Here is a 20,103-nt window from a genome sequence, read left to right on the forward strand (position 1 = left end):
TATTTATGAATGGGGTGATATATTGTTAGATGATTTAAAGGTGTTATTAGGAGAGAATGATAAGGATGAATTATTAAGTTTATTAATAAGAAAAGCTACTAATGAAGTATTAGATTATTGTAACCTTGATGAACTTCCATCGAGTTTAAATGATGTAGTTGTTGATATCGCAGTTATAAAATATAATCGTATGGGTTCAGAAGGAGCTCTAAATGAAAGCTTTGAAGGAATCTCAACTACATATGAAACTGATTTACCAATTAGCATTAGGAGAAAATTAAATCAAAATAGGAGACTGTTTAGATGATTAATAGAAATATGAAACCTATAATACTCCAGGAACGAAAAAGAATACCTACAAATTCAGGAGCACCTAGGTATGACTGGATAGATATTAAAGTAATTAATGTTGCGATTTATCTTACTAATGATATGAAAAATACACAAAGTGTTAGATATAATGAAAGTACTAACACAGCATTAACATTTTATAAGGAAATTGACAAGAATAATAATAGATTTAAAGATGGAGAAACAATTTATAACATAATTAAAGTAAATCATAAAGGTAGATTTACTACTATGCTTCTTAAGGTGATAGAGATAGATGGCTGACAATAAGGAGTTTGAAAAGAGTATAGAAAACGCTACATTAAAGATTATAGAAAATATAGCTAAAAATATGGAAAAGGCTTGTTTTATAGTTGAAAGAGATGCAAAGAAAAATTGCCCTGTAGATCAAGGTATTTTAAGAGCATCAATACAACATAATGTAAATTTAAATGATAGTGAGATTATTGGAAATGTATTTAGTAGTTTAGAATATGCTCCTTATGTTCATCAAGGAACAGGAATTTATGCAATAAATGGAGATGGTAGAAAGACACCATGGAAATACGAAGCAAAAGCTGGTAAGTATAAAGGGTGGCATATAATTAAAGGGCAAAAGCCTAATCCTTTTTTAGATAAAGCCAAGTTAGATAATAAGAATAATATATTAAATATATTGGCAGGTGGTTAAATGTTAGAGATAGCAATTAAAAATATACTAAAGGAAATAACAAGTTTAGAAGTAACACCTGTATTTGGTGTAGGTAAAGCACCATATTTAACTTATACAGTTACTCAAATAGATGGAAGAGTAGTTAAGCAGAGCCAAGTAGAAGTAAAGATAATTGATGATGATTATGATAATGCTTTAGTAATAAGAGAAAAGATATTAAAAAAATTAGATATGGAAAACAAAGATCCTTCATTAACTAACTCTAATATTGTTTTAAGAAGCGGGTTAGCTGGTGGAGGTTCTTTGTTTAATGATTCAATTCAAATGTGGGAAGTATCTTGCATTTTTATTATTAACTGGAGGTGTAAGTAATGAGTATAGAAAACAATGAAATAGTATTAGGAGCTGGAGAGTTATTTATGTATGAATTTACTGGCTCAGAAATACCTGAACATTCCGTTGTAGAAACAGTAGCTCATAATGTGGGACATTGTAGTGGCGGTTTTAGCATAGACTATAAACCAGAAAAGTATGACGTCAAAAATCAGTATGGTAAAACAGTAAAAAGTTTTATAACCAAGGAAGAAATAACTGCTAAAACAGGGATATTAACATGGTCATTAGAAAAGTTATCTTTACTATCTACTGCTAAATTTGTTGTAGATAAATCTAAGAAAATTAGAACACTAAAATTTGGTGGTGGTGGAGCACTTAAAACTGTTCTTGTAAGGTTTGTTCATACAAAAGAAAATGGAAAGAAAATAAGATTTACTATGATAGGCCAAGGTGGTAATGGATTTGCATTAGAGTTTGGAGAAAAGGAACTTACGGTTGATTCAGAAATTACAGCAATAGAATATATTAAAAATTTCTTAGCTGAATTTGAAGAAGAGTTAACTGATGAAGAGGCAGCAGCATTACCAAGTGTTTCAGAATAGAGAGTACTTAAGGTGCTCTCTTTTTATTTATAAATATTAGGAGGGAAAGCAATTGTTAGATTTAGATAAATATTTAAAGCAAAGTGTAGAAGTAAAATTAAATGGTGAAGTTATAGAAATACTACAGCCAACCGCAAAAATGACTAAAGAAATAGGGATACTTGAGAAGAGTATGACAGAGGAAAATTATTTAGAAATAAAATGTAAAATAACCCATCTTGTATTAAATAATAATAACTCGGATAAAGAATTTACATCATCGGATGTAGATAATATACCATACAAAATACAAGATTTAATAATAAAAGAAGTAACAAGTATGGTATATGAGGCACAGAATGACCCAAACTAGAACTCCCCATACCAAGGGGAGATATAGGGAAAGCTATATTAAGTAAATACGTGAAGTTAGAAGAATGGGAAGAAAATTATATTTTATGTACTAGTGAATTAAGAAGAATATCTAAATATACAGGAATGAATTTTAATGAGGTTTTAGATCTTCCATATTCTTTGTATTTACTATATAGAAAAGAAAGTTGGGTAGATAGTTGGAATAGAACAGAAGAGGGAGGAGAGTTTTTAAAAAGCTTATGGAGATTACGGCAAACTAAAGCTGATATTAATAAGATTAGAGAGTTTCAACATGGGAAGGGGGGAATTAGATGAGTTTAACAAGTGGAATTAAAATGGCCCCACTTTTAGTTGATATTAAAGCAGATATTAAAGGTTTTAAAGACGATATGTCTAAAGCAAGTGTAATTGGTGTAACTGAGGCTAAGAAGATAAGTAAAGAATTGTCTAATGTTACGAAAACAGGAGAGAATCTTTCTAGATTCGGAACTAGCTTAACTAAGTTTGTATCTGTACCTTTAGCTGGAATTAGTGTAGGTATAACTAAATTAGCTGTAGATTTTGAAAGTTATTTTGCTAAAGTTTCAACTCTATTAGATTCAAATATTGTTGATTTTAATAAATATAAAAAGGATTTATTAAAAGCTAGCAATGATAGTAAAGTTGCAGTAGATGAATTTAGTGAAGCTGTTTATGGTTCAATCTCAGCAGGTGTTGATCAAACTAAAGCAATAGGATTTACTACGGAAGCTATGAAACTTGCTAAAGGTGGATTTACTTCTGGTGCTAAAGCCGTTGATGTTATGACAACTGCTATTAATGGTTATAAACTATCTACAGAAGATGCAACAAGGATAAGTGATTTATTAATTACCACACAAAACTTAGGAAAAACAACAGTAGATGAATTAGCATCAAGTATGGGTGCGGTTATTCCAATAGCTAGTGCAGCAAACTTTTCTATAGATGAATTAAGTGCAGCATATGCACAAATGACTAAGAATGGTATAGCAACCTCAGAAACAGGAACTTATGTTAAATCTATGCTAAGTGAGTTGACTAAAGCAGGAAGCATAACAGATAAGACATTAAGAGAATTAACAGGTAAAGGTTTTGCACAGTTAAAAGCTGATGGAATGGCAACTACTGATATATTTGTAATGCTTAACGAATATGCTGAAAAAAATAATATAACTTTAAAAGATATGTTTGGTAGCGTTGAAGCTGGTTCAGCTGCTATGGTTTTAGCTAGTGATAATGGTGCTGAATATAACGAAATGCTTAAGGCAATGAAAACAAGTGCAGGAGCAACTCAAGAAGCATTTAATAAAATAGATGCAACACCAGCAGAGCAGATGAAAGGTGCTATTAACAAAATGAAAAATGCCGGAATTCAATTAGGGGTATCTTTGGTACCAGTTTTTAATAAGATTGCAGATACAATAAGTGGAGTTGCCGATTGGTTTGGGAACTTAACAGATGAGCAACAGGAAAACATATTGAAGTGGGGAGCATTAGCAATAGCAGTTGGCCCAGTACTTAAATTAGTAGGTGGTGGAATACAAACTTTTGCAAGTTTTAAAAGTATTATTGGTGGAACATCTAAAGCTTTAGAGGCTATGGGAAAAAGTACAGGTTTAGTAAGTAAGGTAGTTACAGGATTAGGTACAGCGAGTAGTATAGCAGGAGGAACAGCAGGTGTTGGAGGATTATTAACAAGTTTAGGCGGAATAGCAGTAGCATCTGCTCCTTTTGTTGCAGGAGCAGCAGTAGTTGGAACAGCAGCTTATGGAATACATAAAGCCATGTCGCAAGAAGTAATTCCTACTGTAGATTTATTTGCAGATAAAGTGGAATATACATCAACTATTGTTGGTAATGAATATGGAGCTATGGCTAATCAAGTTAAAGCTAATACTATAAAGATAAGTGAATCTACTAAAAATGCAGTGCAGGCATATATGGATATGGATAATGATGTTACTAAATCATTGTATGAACAAAAAATCAAACAAGAAAATATAACTGAGGATATGGCTAATACTATGATTGGTAAATTTAATAATATGGCTCAAAAAATCAAAGATTCTCAACAAGTTAAATATCAGGAAATGACTACAGATCTTAATAACTTTTTTAATAGTAATTCTAGTTTAACAGAAGTTAGGGAAGCAGAAATATTACAAAAAGTAACTGAAAAGCATCAAGCTCAACAAGCAATTGTTGATGAAACAATGAATAAAATAACTGAAATTTATTCTAATGCTAAAAATGAAAATAGAGACTTAAAGCAATCAGAATTAGATGAGGTTAGTAGGCTTCAAGAGCAGATGAGAAGTAATGCTATAAATTCTTTAAGTGCTACAGAAGAGGAAGCAGCAGTTATACGACAAAGAATGAAAGATTATCAAGGTAGGTTAAGTGCTGAAATGGCTTCTGAGATGATTATTAAAGCTAATGAAGCAAGAGATGGAGAAGTTAAGGCAGCAGAAGATAAGTATGATGAAGTTATAAGGCAAGCTACAAGGCTTAGAGAAGCTGGATATATTACTGATGAAGAATATAATGATATGGTTAAATCAGCAGAAGATACTAGAGATGAACAAATAAAGAAAGCTAGAGAGGCTTGTGAAGGAATTAAAGATGAAATATCGAAAGCTACACCAGGTATATCTAAGGAAGTTGAATTACAAACTGGAGAAATAAAGACTTGGTATAGCAGAGCATGGGATTCAATAGGAGGATTCTTTAATTGGCTGTTTGGTAATAATTCTAGAGCGATTGATGAAGCTGGAAGTGTTCAAAGTAGTTATAGCAGAATTGGTGGTAATATAATGGGAAGTCACTATAATGGCTTATCTTATGTTCCTGTTGATGGATATATAGCTAGACTTCATAAAGGAGAAAGAGTTCTTACAGCTGAGGAAAATAAAAAGTATACAAGAGATGAAAAAAATATTAGCACATCAAGAGAAAGGCCTATAATCGTAGAAGCTAAGTTCATTGTAGATAGTAAAGAATTTACACAAGCAGTTGTAGCACCTAACCAAGATGTCCTAAATGAATATTATGAAGGGAGGTAAGTAAGTGTTAAAAGAAGGAGAGATATATTTTAATGGGAATAAAAGTTTAGATTTAAACTTATATTTAGAGACATCACCATATATTCCCACAACAAATGCAGAATATGAAGAAGTGTTAGTTGAAGGCAGAAGTGGAAAATTAATAGTTAACAAAGGAACTTATCCGGATAAAAAAATAACTTTTACATTTACTATTTTATCCTCACAAATAGATATGGATTTAGAAAGAATATATGAATGGCTTACTGAAATAGAAGATAATAGACTTATCTTTGATAGAGAAGATAGGTGTTATAAAGTTAAAAATGTTATTTTCGGCTATATGAATAAGAAATTTGAAAATATAGCAGCAGTGGATATAACCTTCTTATGCGAACCTTTTTCACAAGATTTAAATAAAACAATACATGAAATAACTTCTAGTGGATATAAAATTTATTATAATGGAAATGCTCCAGGAGATACTTTAATAAAAATCTACGGAGCTGGTAATATACAGCTAACTATAAATGGGGAAACAATGCAAATTAATAACATTATTGATTATGTAGAAATTGATTCTGATTTACTTCAAGTAAGAAATGAAGATGGAACCTCCAAAGATGATACTTTGGGGGATTTTATTTTACTTGAAAAAGGCGAAAATATAATTTCTTATACAGGATCAGTAACAAAGATAGTATTAGAATATACTACAAAATATAAGTGTTAGGGGGAGAAAAATGTGAAAAAACAAATAAAAGTAGCTTATTTTCCTCCTGGTACTCCTAAAAATATAGTCTTAAGCAGGAATGGTAAAAGTTTAGATAAATATTGTATTAGAGCTACTACTGAGGAAGATTTAAGCACAGGAAGTTATATTTTAGATGAAACTTTTTTGATAGAAGATAACATCCAAGAAGAGTTACAAGAAGAAGGTATTATAAAAGCTCTATTAGATTATGGATATGAGATTTTCAGAATATCTAAAGTTAAAGTAGGAACTAGATATATAGATGTAGTTGCAAGACAAATTACTATAGCTGATAGCTTAACTTTATGGTTAGAAGATGTAAGACCTACAAACTTAAATGGTCAAGCAGCTGTAAGTTGGATGTTGGATAATGCAGAAGGTGAAAAGGAAATACAAATAGTTTCTGATATAGATATAGTTGCTACTGCTTATTATAAAAGAATGAACTTATATAAAGCCTTACAGGATAATGATAACTCTTTCTTAAATCGTTGGGGTGGAGAAGTCCAAAGGCGAGGATATACAATTTATATCAATAAACGTGTTGGTATAGATAGAGGCTTTGTTATTAGAGAAGGTAAAAATCTTACTGGATTTGAATGTAGTTCTAATATAGATAAATTAGTTACTAGAGCAAGAGGACAAGGGTTTGATGGTATTCTAGGTAATTATATAGATAGTCCATTAATAAATAAATATAACGCAATTTATACTGATGTTATTAAGTATGATGACGTTAAAGTAAAAGGCGAAAATAATGAAGAAGGGTATGATACTTTAGAGCAGGCACAAGCCGAACTGGATAGAAGAATAAAGGAAGAATACAATCAAAATGGTATAGATAAAATTAAAGCTAGTTATACTATTAATTTTGTTCAGCTTGAGAAGACTGAAGAATATAAAAATTATACACTTGCTGAGAGGGTTTATTTAGGAGACACTATAAGAGTTTATATTCCAAAGATTAGTACAGATATAAAGGTTAGAGCAATGATAAAAAAATATGATGTATTGGCTAAAAAGACTAAAGAAATTAAATTAAGCAATTATATAGAAGTTAAGCCTTTAAGTATAAAACAAATAGTAGATAGATTAGAAAAGATAGATAGTACAGAAAATATTCTACAAATGGCTAAAGATAATGCAACAGCATTAATAAAGGGCGGACTTAAAAATTCTTATGTAATAGTAAAAGAAAATGAAATAATAATCGGTGATACTAAAGACATAAATACAATGACCAAAGTGTGGTGTTGGAATAATGGAGGATTAGGATTTAGTAGTACAGGATATTATGGAACTTTTGGAACTGCTATTACTCAAGATGGACAAATAGTTGCAGATTTTATAACAACAGGTATTTTAAATGCTAATTTAATTAGAGCAGGAATTTTAAAAAGTTCCAATAATAGAACATGGATTAACATGGACAACGGTACTTTCAATTTTGCAAATAAAATAAAATTTGATGGAAATAATTTTGAGATAGACTTAAGTGGAAAAGATTTGGCTACTAATTCATCTGTAGATAATAAACTAAGTACAAAGGTAAGTAATAATGAATTTAGTACTAAAATAGAGCAAAATGCTTATGCTGTAAAAATAGCGTGGAATAGAATATCAAATTATATTCAGTTTGAAAATGGTGGACTTTCTATTTATAACGGCGCTTTAAATACATCAGAAAAGAGAGCTGTTTTTGATGAAAGAGGAAATCATTTTTGGAGAGATGGCTATTATCTGGGGAAGATAGGAACAAATCAGTATATCAATGATTCATCAATAAAAGGAATTGTTTTTGATTTAGAGGCTAAAGGTGGCTATATGACTTGGTCAGTTAAAAAACAATCTACTGATTCATCATATAGCATGATGTGGTCATATGCAAATAAGACGATTGGTAATTATAGTGCTGGGAAGCTTCATGCAGGTTGTGATATAGATATGCACAATTATTATATAAGAAATGTGAATTTTGAAGGTGGAGGAATAAATGGAACAATGAATTTTGTTCAAGTTGTTGGTATGAACACTAATGGAACAGCATCTAGGTGGTTTAATAATAGTAGGTTAGTATTCCAAAATGGTATATTGATTGATGCGACATGGGGGAATGTATAATGGATGAGAAATATATTATAACTGAAGGAGAAAATATAATAAAAAAACCTAATATACCTAATCCAAGTGATTATTATGATATTAATGAAACTCCAGAAGAGAGAGCAGAGCGAATTTATTTATACAGTGATAGTGAGGTGAAGTAGAATGGAGGAAATGCCTTTAAATATTAAAATAGAAAATGTAAGAGGGAGAATAAATACAGCACTAAGCGAAGCTATTATGGAATACGGATTACCAGCATTTCTTGTAAGTGGAATATTAGCAGATATAATGCTAGATATAAAAAGACAAGAAAAAATAGAGCTAACTAATTCATATAATAACATATCAAAATTAACAGGAAATGAGGGTAAAGTTAATAGTGATTAATTATAAAGAGGAGGGATAATGTATGGCGAGTAAAATATTTGTTAATTTAGATACAAGTAGGGATAATTACAGTATTGCTAAATGTAAGCAATATGATGATTTGACACTTGAAGCGAATATTTTTGAGAATGGATTACCATTAGATATAACTAATAAAGAAATAACAATACAAGCTTTAAAAGAAGATAACACATATATTATTCAGAATGCAGATATAAATAAAGAAAGTAATAAGATAACAGCTGATTTAGTTAGAAATTTTTCTAGAGTATCAGGAACAACGAAAATAGAAATAGTTCTAATTGAAAGTGGTAAGAAAAATACTACTTTTTCTTTTTGTTTAAAAGTAGAGCAAAGTGTAATAGATAAGGCGATTGAAAGTACTAATGAAATAACAACTTTAGAAGAATTGCAAGAAAAGTTGAGTCAAATAGAGCTTGAAAATGCTAATGCTGCATCAAATATAGAGGAATTAAATGATAAAAACAAAATAGCTGAAACTAATATAACTGATTTAAGATCTGAAATTACAAAAGCGACTAGTAATAGTAACAAATTAAAAGCTGAAAATGATAAAGCAACTCCCCATATTACAAACCTAGGCTCAGAAAATACCAATGCTACAAGTAATATACAAAGATTGCAAATTAAAAATGACGAAGCAACAACTAATATTAGCTCATTACAAAATGAAATTAGCATAGCAACAACTAAAATTAATAGTTTAAAAGCTGAAAATGATAAGGTAACGCCAAATATAACAAATCTAAGTTCGGAAAATACTGAAGCTATAACGAATAGAACTAATTTACAAACTGAGAATACAAAAGCTATACCAAATATAACAAATTTAAGTTCTGAAAACACGAAAGCTGAAACATTAATTCCAGATTTAGTTGCTAAGACCACTAAGGGTGAAAAAGTAAAAAGTGATTTGGCAGATTTAATTAATAATGGGGGAATAGATGTACAATCATCTCCTAGAAATTTACTTGTTGGAGAAAAGTGGCAAGTATCACCTATGGAATATGTTACAAAACAAGTTATTTCTAAATATCATGTAAAATATATAATAGGAGCTAACACAGTTGATTGTACTTGGATTGGTGGAAACGCTTTGAGAGTAAATGTTAAGAAGGATAATTATATAACTTTCTTGGCTTGGGTGAGATCTACCATAGAATTTGAATTTAGAGTTGCACCTAAAAATGGTACATTTGGTGTTTCATCAGCAAATAGAACATTTGAACCAACAAACGGAGAATTTGTTCTTTGTAAAATAACGACTAAGGCATTGATTGATAATCCAGAACTTTTACTTTATGGATTTGATACTAGAAATAGAAACACTAATAATGGCACTATAGAAATAAAAGAATGGGCATTATATAATTCTCAAACTGAAATGGATTGGATTCCAGCACCGGAAGATATAGCTTTCAATGGAGGAACAGTTAGTGAAAGTATTATAGTTTCAAATAAATTAACACCAGAAATAGGAGTATTAAAAGAGATTGGTGCTACTAGCGGTGATAACTACAATTCAATAGCACTATCTTCTTCAATAGCTAGAAGTGGAGCTGAATATCCTGGAGTTATTGCAAGATATAAACGTAATAATGGGGCAGTTGAAAGTTGTGGTGTATTATTTCATAGACCAAACGATACGTCTATAAATATTTTACCATATAAGGGTACTAAAACTTCCATGGGGCTGGGGGATTCAAGTAACACTTGGAATTCTCTTTGGCTTGGGAAACAAACTAAAAATCCATCAAATTGGAGTAATCAATTACCGAATGGATATATTGAAAAGGGAGGAACAATAAAGCTTAGGTCTAATGATATCCGTCCAGGACTAGCTTATCAAAACTTTACTTTTTTAGAAGCCTTTCCAACAGGTGTTCTAGATTTACAAGTTAGTTACTATATTTACAGTGATTATATTACATCTATAGGAGATACAAACTTTACAATAAGTGCTGATAGGTATGGTGGACAAATAATATTTATAAAAAAGGGTGAGTTCCCAGATGAATTAACACTTAGATGGAGAGCATTAGGATATTAGAAAGAAGGTGATTTTATGAATGATATATTGGAAGATGTTCAAGAAGGAGAAGAGGTAATTAAATACTTTATTATAATAAATGAGCTTACTTTAGCTGTGGGTTTGGCAAGGAATATAACAGAAAATGATAATTATTTTTTAGAAGTCACAAAAGATATATTTACATCTATTCAAGAAAGAATCATAAATGGAGAAGTATTTACTGCGAAAACAACTTTCAAAGAATTATTTGATAGTTGTGAGAATGTTTTTGATTTATTAGAATCTAGTAATGGTTTAACTGTTACAGATGCTCCAAAAAGTCAAGGGGATATAAGGTATGAATCTTTAGTTCAAGAAAATGCTGACTTACTTTTAGATAGTGCAATAAAGGATTCCAAAATAGAAGCTTTACAAAGCGATATAGCAGATATAATTAAGGAAATGGCTAAAGGAGGAGACGTATAAATGAATTGGTTTGAAAAAATAAAAAGGTATTATGACCTAAAGTGTTATGATGATGAGGATATAAAAATATTTGTACAAGCTAAGAAAATAAATGAAGAACAATATGCAGAAATAACAGGTGAGGAATATATTTTATAAGAGAGCTTAAGTAAATAAATACTTAGTTCTCTTTTTTATTTTAAAAATAAGGAAGGTGAATTATGGATGAATTAATGAGGTTAGCAGCAGGACAAGGGTTAGGATATGCATTATTTGTATTTTTATTAATTTATGTCCTTAAGACAACAGGGGAGAGAGAAAGGAGGTATCAAGATTTACTAGATACACTTGGAGAAAAATTTGGTGTTGTGGAGGACATTAAAGAAGATGTTAAAGAAATTAAAAATAAAATTGATAATTAGAAAGGAAGAGATTTTAAATGGAAAAGTTATTAGTTATTATTATGGTTGCTTTAATAGCAGAAAGTGTATGGGAAACTTTAAAAATGACATGGCAAGAAGGTAAGGTAAGTATAGATAGAATAGGAGCATTAGTTGTAGCGTTGTTACTAGCTATAGGTACTAGATTGGACCTTTTGAGTTTACTAGATATAAAGACAAGTATTCCTTATCTAGGTGTTATATTAACAGGAATATTAATAAGTAGAGGTTCTAATTTTATACATGATTTATTAGTAAAAATAAGCAATATAAAAGTAGGTAAGGAGCAGGAGTAATCCTGTTCTTTTTATATATTTTTAAATATAAGGAGGAATGAATTATGAAAATAGGAATTGATATGGGGCATTGTTTAACTGGATTTGATACTAGTGCAAATGGAATTATAAAAGAAAGTGATGAAAATAGAGTTATAGGCAAGCTAGTAATAAATAAATTAAGATCTGCGGGGCATATAGTTGTAGATTGTACAATAGATGAGGGATGTACTAGCTTAAATGATAGTTTAACTAAAAGAGTCAATAAAGCTAATTCACAACAATTAGATGTATTCTGTTCTATACATTTAAATGCAGGTGGTGGAAATGGTACAGAAACATATGTAGCACCAAGAAGATATTTTTCAAAAGATGAATCTTATAATAAGAATATTGATATAGCAAAAAGGGTTAATGATTTGGTTGCTGATAGCTGTAAGTTTAACAACAGAGGTGTTAAAATAGAAGAGTTTTATGTAATTACAGCTACAAATGCTTTAGCTATATTAGTAGAAGTATGCTTCTGCGACAGTCAAGAAGATGTAAATAAGCTTAACTATGAGAAAGTTGCTAATGCCATAGTAGAAGGCTTAACAGGACAAGTGGTAAATAATCAGCCTTCAAAAGAAAATGTAGCTAATAAACCATCAACCAGTGAATATGAAATTAAAAGATATTCTGAAAGTGGTAAATGTACTATATGTGTAAGTGAGGGAGTTTATTTTTATAATAAACCTTATATTTCAGAAATAACAGGATCATATGAATATAATGAGAGTGTATACTATGATTTGGTAGTTATAACTAATAAATATGTATATATTAGCTGGATTAGTGCAAGTACAGGAGTTAGAAGATATATGCCTATATTAGATAAAGTAAATAATGAAAGATGGGGGAATTGTATATAGTATAATTTTAAGGCTAGTAGGTAGGAGGAATCTTACTTACTAGCTTTTTTTATTTTATCTAAAAAAGGTATTAATAACAATAGAATAAAATTATCAAAAAAAGAAAATACAATAACTAGTGATAAAAATATTGAAAAAAACCTTTAAAAGTGGTAATATTTATATTATCATATTTCGATATGAAAAAGAGGAGTGATAAAATGGATATAGAAAGTATGGTACCTAAGCTTATAAGAGCTGGATTCGAAGGTGATAAAAGAGCATTTGAAGTTATATCCATATCTATAGCAAATAGAATAAAAAAAAAGAATCCTAAGATAGCGGAGGAGATAAATAATATAATATGCTATAAGGACTTAGGAACTTCAGCGTATAGGTCTATAGGTATGAATGATTTACCTACTACTAAAAAAAATAATGAAAACTTAGTTACTATTGATGAAGTAGATGAAATTGAAGAACCAATTTTAGATGAAAAGATTCAAAAGGAATATTCTCGTTTTTTATTAGAACAAGAAAAAAAAGAAGATTTGATGATGTATGGAGTAAATCCGGCGAATACTATTTTATTATATGGTGAACCTGGAGTTGGAAAGACCTATTCTGCAAAGTGGCTAGCCTATAAATTAAATAAGCCATTAATTAATTTAAATTTAGCAACTGTTGTATCGAGTTTGTTAGGGGAAACTGGAAGTAATATTAAATCGGTATTGGATTATGCAAAGAAAAATAATGGAGTGCTATTTTTAGATGAGTTTGATTCTATAGCGAAAAAGAGAGATGACAATAGAGATGTTGGTGAATTAAAGAGAATAGTAAATGTATTATTAAAGGAATTAGAACAATGGCCAATAAATGGGATAGTTATTGCTGCAACAAATCATCCAGAGCTATTAGATAAAGCTATTTGGAGAAGATTTGATTTGAAAATTAATTTACCAATGCCAAATCAAGAAATAAGATATTTAATAATTAAGAGGGAATTATCAAGTGTTGAATATATAAATAATACGTTTATTGAATTGATGTCATATTTAACTGAAGATATTAATGCAGCAGAAATAGTTAGATATTGTACTAATATTAAAAAGAATTATGTTCTTTATGGAAATATAATAGAATCTAATTTACTAAAACCCCTAATAGAAAATATATATAGAGATAAAAAAATAGATAAAAGTAAATTATGTAGAATGATAAAAGAATCATTACCAGAGATGAAAGTTGATGATATATCTGAATTAACAGGTATACCGTCAAGCTCTATCTATAGATATTTAAAAAATAATTAGGAGGAGTTATTATGGATAAAAGGCCTATATTGATGAAGGGTGAGAGGTTAATAGTACCTATATTAAAAAAACAACAGTTTGTACCAAAAGATCTTCCACATACTTATGATGATGCTAAATCAAGAATTAAGTCATCATTAAAAACAATAAAAGAAGTTATAAAAAACAATAAAGATGAATTTTTACCAAATGAAATAGTTGTATGTGTTAGAATGGAAGATGGTTTTTTAGCTAAGAGTTATCGTCCTGACTTTTTAGAAAAAAATAATAATATGAATTTAGTGGGAGCTAGAAAGATAAAATCTATAAGTAAGGATGTAAATGGAAATAGTAATATTATCGATAATAAACTTTACTTTTTTAGAACTTCAATAATAGGGATAGATGCTTTTGAAAATATATTATCAAATGATTTATTATCAAATAAAGCAAAAGATGGACTATGTATGCTAAAAGATATAGAGTTATTAGATGATAATGAGAAAATATTTGGAATTAAAGAAGAAGATAGGGATATAGAAGTTGAAATAGTACTACATCCATTAAAGAAAGATTATAAACTAGCTATAAAAAAGATTCAAGAAATAGTTGGTGAAAAATGTGAGATAAGAAAATATGATGATGGACCAACTTTTATATTAGCTAAAATTAATAAAGTAAGTTTACCAGGTTTAGTTAAGTATAACTTTTTGAGAACTGTACATCCTATGAGAAATATTATTTTACCAGACCTTTCCAGAGGAACAACTGCTGATGCACCAAGACTAAAAAATATAAATGTCAATAATAACATAAAAATAGGTGTTTTTGACGGTGGGGTATGTTTAAATAATTCATTGCTTCAACCTTTTGTGAATGCTTATGATATAGCAACATTACCAGGAGAAGATTCAGGAATAAATCATGGTACAGCAGTCTGCGGAGCTGTATTATATGGGGAGTTAAATTCTTATACAGCCAATGATAGTCTACCATCACCAAAAGTAACTGTTGAAAGTTTTAGGGTTTTACCAGAAGTAAATTTGTATAAAATAATAGATAATATAGATAATATAGTAAATAGTAGAGAGGATATTAGGATTTATAATATATCTTTTGGACCAAGTGGGCCTATTTGGGATGATGAAATTAATAGATTCACATATGTATTGGATCTTTTAGCATACAATAAGGGCGTTATATTTTGTGTTGCAGTAGGGAATGATGGAGTGTTAGAGGAGCCATTTAATAGAATACAAGCTCCAGCAGATTTAGTTAATGGTATTGGAGTAGGAGCGTATAGTTATTACAATGGTGAAAAATATAGGGCTGAATATAGCTGTATAGGATTGGGAAGAGAAGGAGCAAAAGTAAAACCAGATGTATTAGCTTTTGGCGGAGATGCTAGAAGTCCGTTCCATGCAATAAGTACACTTGATGGAGAAAGACGTTATATTTCTGGTACAAGCTTTGCATCACCAGTAGTTGCAGGTAAATTAGGGAAAATGTTTAGTCTATCAAATGAAGTTTCAACACTGATGGCTAGATGTTTATTAATTCATAATGCTAATGGAAATTGCTTAAATGCAAGAGAAGAAGGATATGGTTTAGTTAATGATAATGTTGATGAGATAGTAACTTGTTCAAATAATAAAGTAACAATAATATATACAGGGGAAATTTCTGAGAAAAAGTATGTAAAATTACAGATGCCTTTACCTGATTCAATTAAAGGTAATAATGGAACTGTTAAAATAGATTGGACAATAGCAGCACTAACAAATGTTAATGGATTAGACCCAGATGGCTATACGTCAAGTTGTATAGAAGATACTTTCTATCCTAATAGCAATAAGTATAAATTTACTAAGCCAGGAGAAAAAACTAAGAAAGTAGATATTGAAAGAGATTACGAGATAGGTGATCAACTTATTGAAAATGGATATCAGCAAAGTGCATTTCCAGTAAGTGATTCTCCGATATATCTTACAGAAGTAGAAAGAAGAGAAAATTTGCAATGGGATACAGTAGTTAGAAAAAGTAAATCAAAAAGAGTATCATCTTTAGATAAACCTTTTATTATTATGCATTGTATACCAAGAGAATCCAAAGGATTAGATAAATTAAAGTTCTGTGTATGCGTAACTTTAGAATATGTTAATTATGATGGAGATTTGTATAATGATATTATAGAAGAATATCCAGTTTTAGTACCAATGGAAACTGCAATAGAAACAGAAATAGAAACAATAGTGTAAATATAACAGTAATATGGTATTTCCATACTACCTAAATTTATAAATATTTATGCTGAAAAGAGTGGGAGAGCCTACTCTTTTTTCTTTTGTACAAAGCCTACAAGTAGAATACCCACCAATAGAAGTTTTACATTCATCTTTATTTTTTTAATATTTAGTAGAGAATAGATTACATCAACTTCTAGTACACTAGCAATTATGATTAATTTCTCTAGTTCTTCATTTTTAGAAAAGTAAAAGTGTCAAAATGATTTTATTAAAAAGTTTACTAGGAATCATAATCTATATTTACTTATCATTATTTAATATTAATTAATATTAGATGATGTAAAGTGCTTAATTAAAAGAAAAAAATCTTAAATTTAAACTTCTAAGACTTAAAGGCTATTGTAACCTTTTAATAAAAGGCTATTCTAAGCTAGCAACAAGTGATGTAGAACATAGCTATAGAATGTTAGTAAGTTAATATATTAAAAAGTTTATTTATATTATATAATTAACTAGAAGGGAGATGAAAGTTATGAGATTATTAGGAGACCCACCTTTTCCAAGCAAAATAGATCCACCTTATACATTAGCGGGAGACCCTCCATTTACTTTGTATGGAGATCCACCGTATGGTATTTCTATAGATCCACCATTTGGAGAAAATTAAAATTTAAGAACTCTTTAATGTGTGCGCCATATTTAAAAGGGGAAATATTATGGATAGAGCATATAGTATTAAATCTAATAATTTAGATGATAAGTGTGTAGGGGAGAAATCTATTACAATTAAACTGTTGGATGATAAATTCAAAGAAATAAGGGAAGTAGCAATAGATAGTGATGATGCCATTAAAGATATACTTACTTATTTAAGGGAAAATAATTTGCTAGATATATGTGTTATAATTCGAGGAAAGAAAAAGTTATTAATAAATAATCAATTTGCTGCTACGAAAGAAAAAGATGAAGAAAATTTGAGAAAAGCAGCAGATATAGTTTTAAAAAATGATTAATAGTAAAGCACTTAGAGTAATCTATGTGCTTTTATTTTTGATATATACAAATATTAACGGAAACAATTATATAAATTATTAGTAATATTTAATGACCAAATATATACATTAATTAAGTTAAATGGTAAAATATGTAGTGAATAACGTTGAAAGGAGTGAAATTATGATTATAAAGGTTCTTTGTATAGTTATAGGGGTAATCTACTTAATATATTCTATATATAATAGAAATAATCCTAATATATATAATCGAAGATGCAAAATGTTTTTTTTACACAAAGAACATTTCTTAAGATATCAATTATATATATCAATAATCGTATCTTTAGCAAGCATTATGCTAGGTATAATACTAATTATATATGACTTTTCTTATTATTACGCGTACATTTCACCATTTTTAATAGTATTATCAAATTATATACTTTATTCACCTGTTATTTACAAAAATAGATAATTATGTTAATATGTTAATGAAAAATATTTTAAGGCGGTGAAATTTATGAAAAGTATGAAAAAAATAGCTTTATTATTAGTGTTTTGCTTATGCTTAAATACTATCATACCTACAAAAGCTTATGCACAAACTATGACTAGCAATTTGAGTAATGACTTGTCAGAAATTTCCGACGATACAATAATAGCGTATATTGATGGAGTACCTATTACTAAAAATGATGTAGATAAGAATGGGAGAATTCTTTTGGATACATCTAGTGTTGAAAAAAATACTGTATCTATAAAAGATGTTGTAGATACTAGTAAAAATCCAAATGAAAATAATACAATACAACCATATCTTATACCAAGTGGGACAACTTGGTATCAAGAAGCAACTGTAAAGAAAATTCTTTCAGTACAAGGATTTAGTCAAGAAACTTATGATATGTATTTAACAGTTGGAACTGCGAGAGATATGGCTCGTAGATTTGATGTAAGTTCTATAGAAAGTATAGGAACCTACCTTCTAGGATTTATGCCAGGAGCACAAGCGCCTGCTGTAGTATTACTTGTGAGTCAACTTCAAAGAAGTCAGGTTGCGAGTGATATTAGAAAGTATACCGATAATGGCAATCAAGTAAGATTTAGATTGATTGATAGTAGATATGGAACTCTATATAGAGTTGACTATTGGGATGGTTCTACTCTCGATTATACACTTTCAGCGAATGAGAGAGTAGCATATACATCATTAAGAATGCCAATATAGTAATAATAATTATAAGACTAGTAAGGATAATTCCTAACTAGTCTTTATTTGTTTTAGATATATTATAAAAATGAACGTGAAGTAGAACTTAATTATAGAATTCTAGTAAGTCAATATATAAATAGTGTGTAGAATATTTATAAATTCTCTTTTACATTTTAACCTAATCGCCTCACTACTTATCAGGTTGTAATTCTTTTACTTTGTTTAAATCTGTAAAGTCTTTTCCTTCGGCATATTTAAAAAATCTCTCTAATTCGGTAGAAGTTATTTTTAGCATTCCAAGTTTTAATGCGTTTAAGTGACCACTTTTTATAAGTTCATATACAGCGTTACTATTAACTCTTAATTTTTTGGCAACTTCTTTAACAGTAAAGAGCTGTAGTTCTATGTTTTTATCTGTAATGATTTCTGTAAGCTTAGTATTATTTTCAGACGAATCATTCATTTTTGAAACAACCTCAAGAGCAGAATATTTAATTTTATCAATAAGATCGTTAATTCCACTACAAGGAATATTTATTTCTAATCTTATAAACTCTTCTTTTATAACAATCACCTCATTTAAATTAATATCCAATTAAAATGAATTTAAACAAGCAGCAAGCATATTTTGAAACAATATTAGCGGTTGAAATACGAACGTAGGTTCGATATAATAAACGTATCAGGAAAAAAATAGAATTAATAAATGGGAGTGTGATAGTATGTTAAAGCCACCAATATGTAGAGTAGGAGGAAAATCAAAATTAAGGAAAAGAATAATTGAGATGATTCCGGAGCATATTTGTTATGTAGAATTATTTTTTGGAGCTGGATGGGTTTATTTTGGAAAGGAACCAAGTAAGATTGAAGTTATAAATGATGTTGATAAAGAACTAATAAATTTATTTAGAACAATTAAGCATCATGCTCCTGAAGTCGAAAGGCTATTGCAATATGAATTTAGTGGACGAGATATATTTGAAGAGTATAAAAATTGTACATTAGAATATATGACTGAGATTCATAGAGCAATAAGATTTTTATATGTAATAACTCAAAGTTTTGCTGGCAAAGGAAATAATTATGGATACGGAACAACAACTAAACCAGGGCAACAAATATTTTATAAAGAAGTATTATTAGAGTTAAGAGATAGACTTAAAAATACATATGTAGAGAATTTAAGCTTTGAAAAAATAATTGATAAATATGATAGAGAACATAGCTTTTTCTTTTGCGATCCTCCTTATATTGAAACATGTGGTTATGGAAATAAGTTTGGAGAAGAAGAGCATAGGCTATTAGCAAATAAACTTAAAGGAATAAAAGGCAAATTTTTATTAACAATAAATGACCATCCTCTGGCTAGAGAATTATATAAAGAATTTAATATAAAAGAAGTTAAAGTAAATTATTCAGTTTCTAGAGAGCAAAAGGCTCGACAAAATTATAAAGAGCTAATAATAGCTAATTATTAAATATACCTATAATTTGTTTTTTATGGATATAATTTTTACTGTTCATATTGATATTATTGCATACTAAATGACCTTTGAAAATTGAATAATACGGTATTGTAGATGATAATATAATTTATTTTGTTATTCAATTATATATAAATAATGAATATATTATTTATATATAATTATTT

General features: G+C 29.1%; 25 protein-coding genes. 24 read left to right on the plus strand and 1 reads right to left on the minus strand.

Annotated elements, in window-relative coordinates:
• The first annotated feature begins 22 nt into the window (after positions 1-22).
• The 23 genes from I2A75_RS08735 (at position 23) to I2A75_RS08840 (ending at position 18,467) form a co-directional block, all read left to right on the plus strand.
• Positions 23-307, plus strand: a complete 285-nt coding sequence (locus I2A75_RS08735; RefSeq protein WP_195264086.1) for a phage head-tail connector protein — start codon at positions 23-25, stop codon at positions 305-307.
• A complete protein-coding gene (locus I2A75_RS08740; protein WP_195264087.1) occupies positions 304-615 on the plus strand; it encodes a hypothetical protein in 312 nt (103 codons plus the stop codon). The genes I2A75_RS08735 and I2A75_RS08740 overlap by 4 nt, the downstream gene beginning before the upstream one ends.
• A complete protein-coding gene (locus I2A75_RS08745; RefSeq protein ID WP_195264088.1) occupies positions 608-1,021 on the plus strand; it encodes an HK97 gp10 family phage protein in 414 nt (137 codons plus the stop codon). The genes I2A75_RS08740 and I2A75_RS08745 overlap by 8 nt, the downstream gene beginning before the upstream one ends.
• Positions 1,022-1,375, plus strand: coding sequence for a hypothetical protein (locus tag I2A75_RS08750; protein WP_195264089.1), 354 nt, complete (start codon positions 1,022-1,024; stop codon positions 1,373-1,375). It begins immediately after the preceding gene.
• On the plus strand, positions 1,375-1,941 hold the full coding sequence (locus I2A75_RS08755) for a hypothetical protein (RefSeq protein ID WP_195264090.1): 567 nt from the start codon (positions 1,375-1,377) through the stop codon (positions 1,939-1,941). Before I2A75_RS08750 ends, I2A75_RS08755 begins: the two co-directional genes overlap by 1 nt.
• Positions 1,942-1,993: 52 nt before the next feature.
• The gene (locus I2A75_RS08760; RefSeq protein WP_195264091.1) at positions 1,994-2,293 is read left to right on the plus strand and encodes a hypothetical protein; all 300 of its coding nucleotides are present in this window, start codon (positions 1,994-1,996) and stop codon (positions 2,291-2,293) included.
• 50 nt (positions 2,294-2,343) lie between these two features.
• Positions 2,344-2,610: a hypothetical protein gene (locus I2A75_RS08765; RefSeq protein ID WP_207733788.1), complete on the plus strand. Its 267-nt coding sequence runs from the start codon at positions 2,344-2,346 to the stop codon at positions 2,608-2,610.
• Complete coding sequence (locus tag I2A75_RS08770; protein ID WP_195264092.1) at positions 2,607-5,378, plus strand: phage tail tape measure protein; 2,772 nt, start codon at positions 2,607-2,609, stop codon at positions 5,376-5,378. Before I2A75_RS08765 ends, I2A75_RS08770 begins: the two co-directional genes overlap by 4 nt.
• A 4-nt stretch (positions 5,379-5,382) precedes the next feature.
• Positions 5,383-6,090, plus strand: a complete 708-nt coding sequence (locus I2A75_RS08775) for a distal tail protein Dit (protein WP_195264093.1) — start codon at positions 5,383-5,385, stop codon at positions 6,088-6,090.
• Between the two features lie 12 nt (positions 6,091-6,102).
• The gene (locus I2A75_RS08780) at positions 6,103-8,232 is read left to right on the plus strand and encodes a phage tail spike protein (RefSeq protein WP_195264094.1); all 2,130 of its coding nucleotides are present in this window, start codon (positions 6,103-6,105) and stop codon (positions 8,230-8,232) included.
• Entirely contained in the window at positions 8,232-8,378 is a 147-nt protein-coding gene (locus I2A75_RS08785; RefSeq protein ID WP_195264095.1) for a hypothetical protein, read from the plus strand. Before I2A75_RS08780 ends, I2A75_RS08785 begins: the two co-directional genes overlap by 1 nt.
• Position 8,379: 1 nt before the next feature.
• The gene (locus I2A75_RS08790; protein ID WP_195264096.1) at positions 8,380-8,604 is read left to right on the plus strand and encodes a hypothetical protein; all 225 of its coding nucleotides are present in this window, start codon (positions 8,380-8,382) and stop codon (positions 8,602-8,604) included.
• A gap of 22 nt (positions 8,605-8,626) precedes the next feature.
• On the plus strand, positions 8,627-10,675 hold the full coding sequence (locus tag I2A75_RS08795) for a BppU family phage baseplate upper protein (protein ID WP_195264097.1): 2,049 nt from the start codon (positions 8,627-8,629) through the stop codon (positions 10,673-10,675).
• 15 nt (positions 10,676-10,690) lie between these two features.
• Positions 10,691-11,122: a hypothetical protein gene (locus I2A75_RS08800; RefSeq protein ID WP_195264098.1), complete on the plus strand. Its 432-nt coding sequence runs from the start codon at positions 10,691-10,693 to the stop codon at positions 11,120-11,122.
• The gene (locus tag I2A75_RS08805) at positions 11,123-11,260 is read left to right on the plus strand and encodes an XkdX family protein (protein ID WP_195264099.1); all 138 of its coding nucleotides are present in this window, start codon (positions 11,123-11,125) and stop codon (positions 11,258-11,260) included.
• Between the two features lie 62 nt (positions 11,261-11,322).
• Entirely contained in the window at positions 11,323-11,523 is a 201-nt protein-coding gene (locus I2A75_RS08810; RefSeq protein ID WP_195264100.1) for a BhlA/UviB family holin-like peptide, read from the plus strand.
• 17 nt (positions 11,524-11,540) lie between these two features.
• Complete coding sequence (locus I2A75_RS08815) at positions 11,541-11,837, plus strand: hypothetical protein (protein WP_195264101.1); 297 nt, start codon at positions 11,541-11,543, stop codon at positions 11,835-11,837.
• Between the two features lie 44 nt (positions 11,838-11,881).
• Positions 11,882-12,727 (plus strand): N-acetylmuramoyl-L-alanine amidase, encoded by an 846-nt coding sequence (locus I2A75_RS08820; protein WP_195264102.1) that lies wholly within the window; start codon positions 11,882-11,884, stop codon positions 12,725-12,727.
• Between the two features lie 200 nt (positions 12,728-12,927).
• Positions 12,928-14,019 (plus strand): ATP-binding protein, encoded by a 1,092-nt coding sequence (locus I2A75_RS08825; protein ID WP_195264103.1) that lies wholly within the window; start codon positions 12,928-12,930, stop codon positions 14,017-14,019.
• A gap of 11 nt (positions 14,020-14,030) precedes the next feature.
• Positions 14,031-16,256, plus strand: a complete 2,226-nt coding sequence (locus tag I2A75_RS08830; RefSeq protein WP_195264104.1) for a S8 family peptidase — start codon at positions 14,031-14,033, stop codon at positions 16,254-16,256.
• A gap of 520 nt (positions 16,257-16,776) precedes the next feature.
• Positions 16,777-16,911, plus strand: a complete 135-nt coding sequence (locus I2A75_RS18095) for a hypothetical protein (protein ID WP_279325035.1) — start codon at positions 16,777-16,779, stop codon at positions 16,909-16,911.
• A gap of 49 nt (positions 16,912-16,960) precedes the next feature.
• On the plus strand, positions 16,961-17,257 hold the full coding sequence (locus I2A75_RS08835) for a hypothetical protein (protein ID WP_195264105.1): 297 nt from the start codon (positions 16,961-16,963) through the stop codon (positions 17,255-17,257).
• A 502-nt stretch (positions 17,258-17,759) separates the two neighbouring features.
• Complete coding sequence (locus I2A75_RS08840; RefSeq protein ID WP_195264106.1) at positions 17,760-18,467, plus strand: hypothetical protein; 708 nt, start codon at positions 17,760-17,762, stop codon at positions 18,465-18,467.
• Positions 18,468-18,642: 175 nt separating this feature from the next.
• Here I2A75_RS08840 and I2A75_RS08845 read toward each other — a convergent pair whose 3' ends face one another.
• Complete coding sequence (locus tag I2A75_RS08845; protein ID WP_347707763.1) at positions 18,643-19,047, minus strand: helix-turn-helix domain-containing protein; 405 nt, start codon at positions 19,045-19,047, stop codon at positions 18,643-18,645.
• Between the two features lie 127 nt (positions 19,048-19,174).
• Here I2A75_RS08845 and I2A75_RS08850 point away from each other — a divergent pair, with 127 nt between their 5' ends.
• Positions 19,175-19,930 (plus strand): DNA adenine methylase, encoded by a 756-nt coding sequence (locus I2A75_RS08850; RefSeq protein ID WP_195264107.1) that lies wholly within the window; start codon positions 19,175-19,177, stop codon positions 19,928-19,930.
• The last annotated feature ends 173 nt before the right edge of the window (positions 19,931-20,103 follow it).

The sequence above is a fragment of the Clostridium sp. 1001275B_160808_H3 genome (assembly GCF_015550425.1).
Classification (GTDB): Bacteria; Bacillota; Clostridia; order Clostridiales; family Clostridiaceae; genus Clostridium.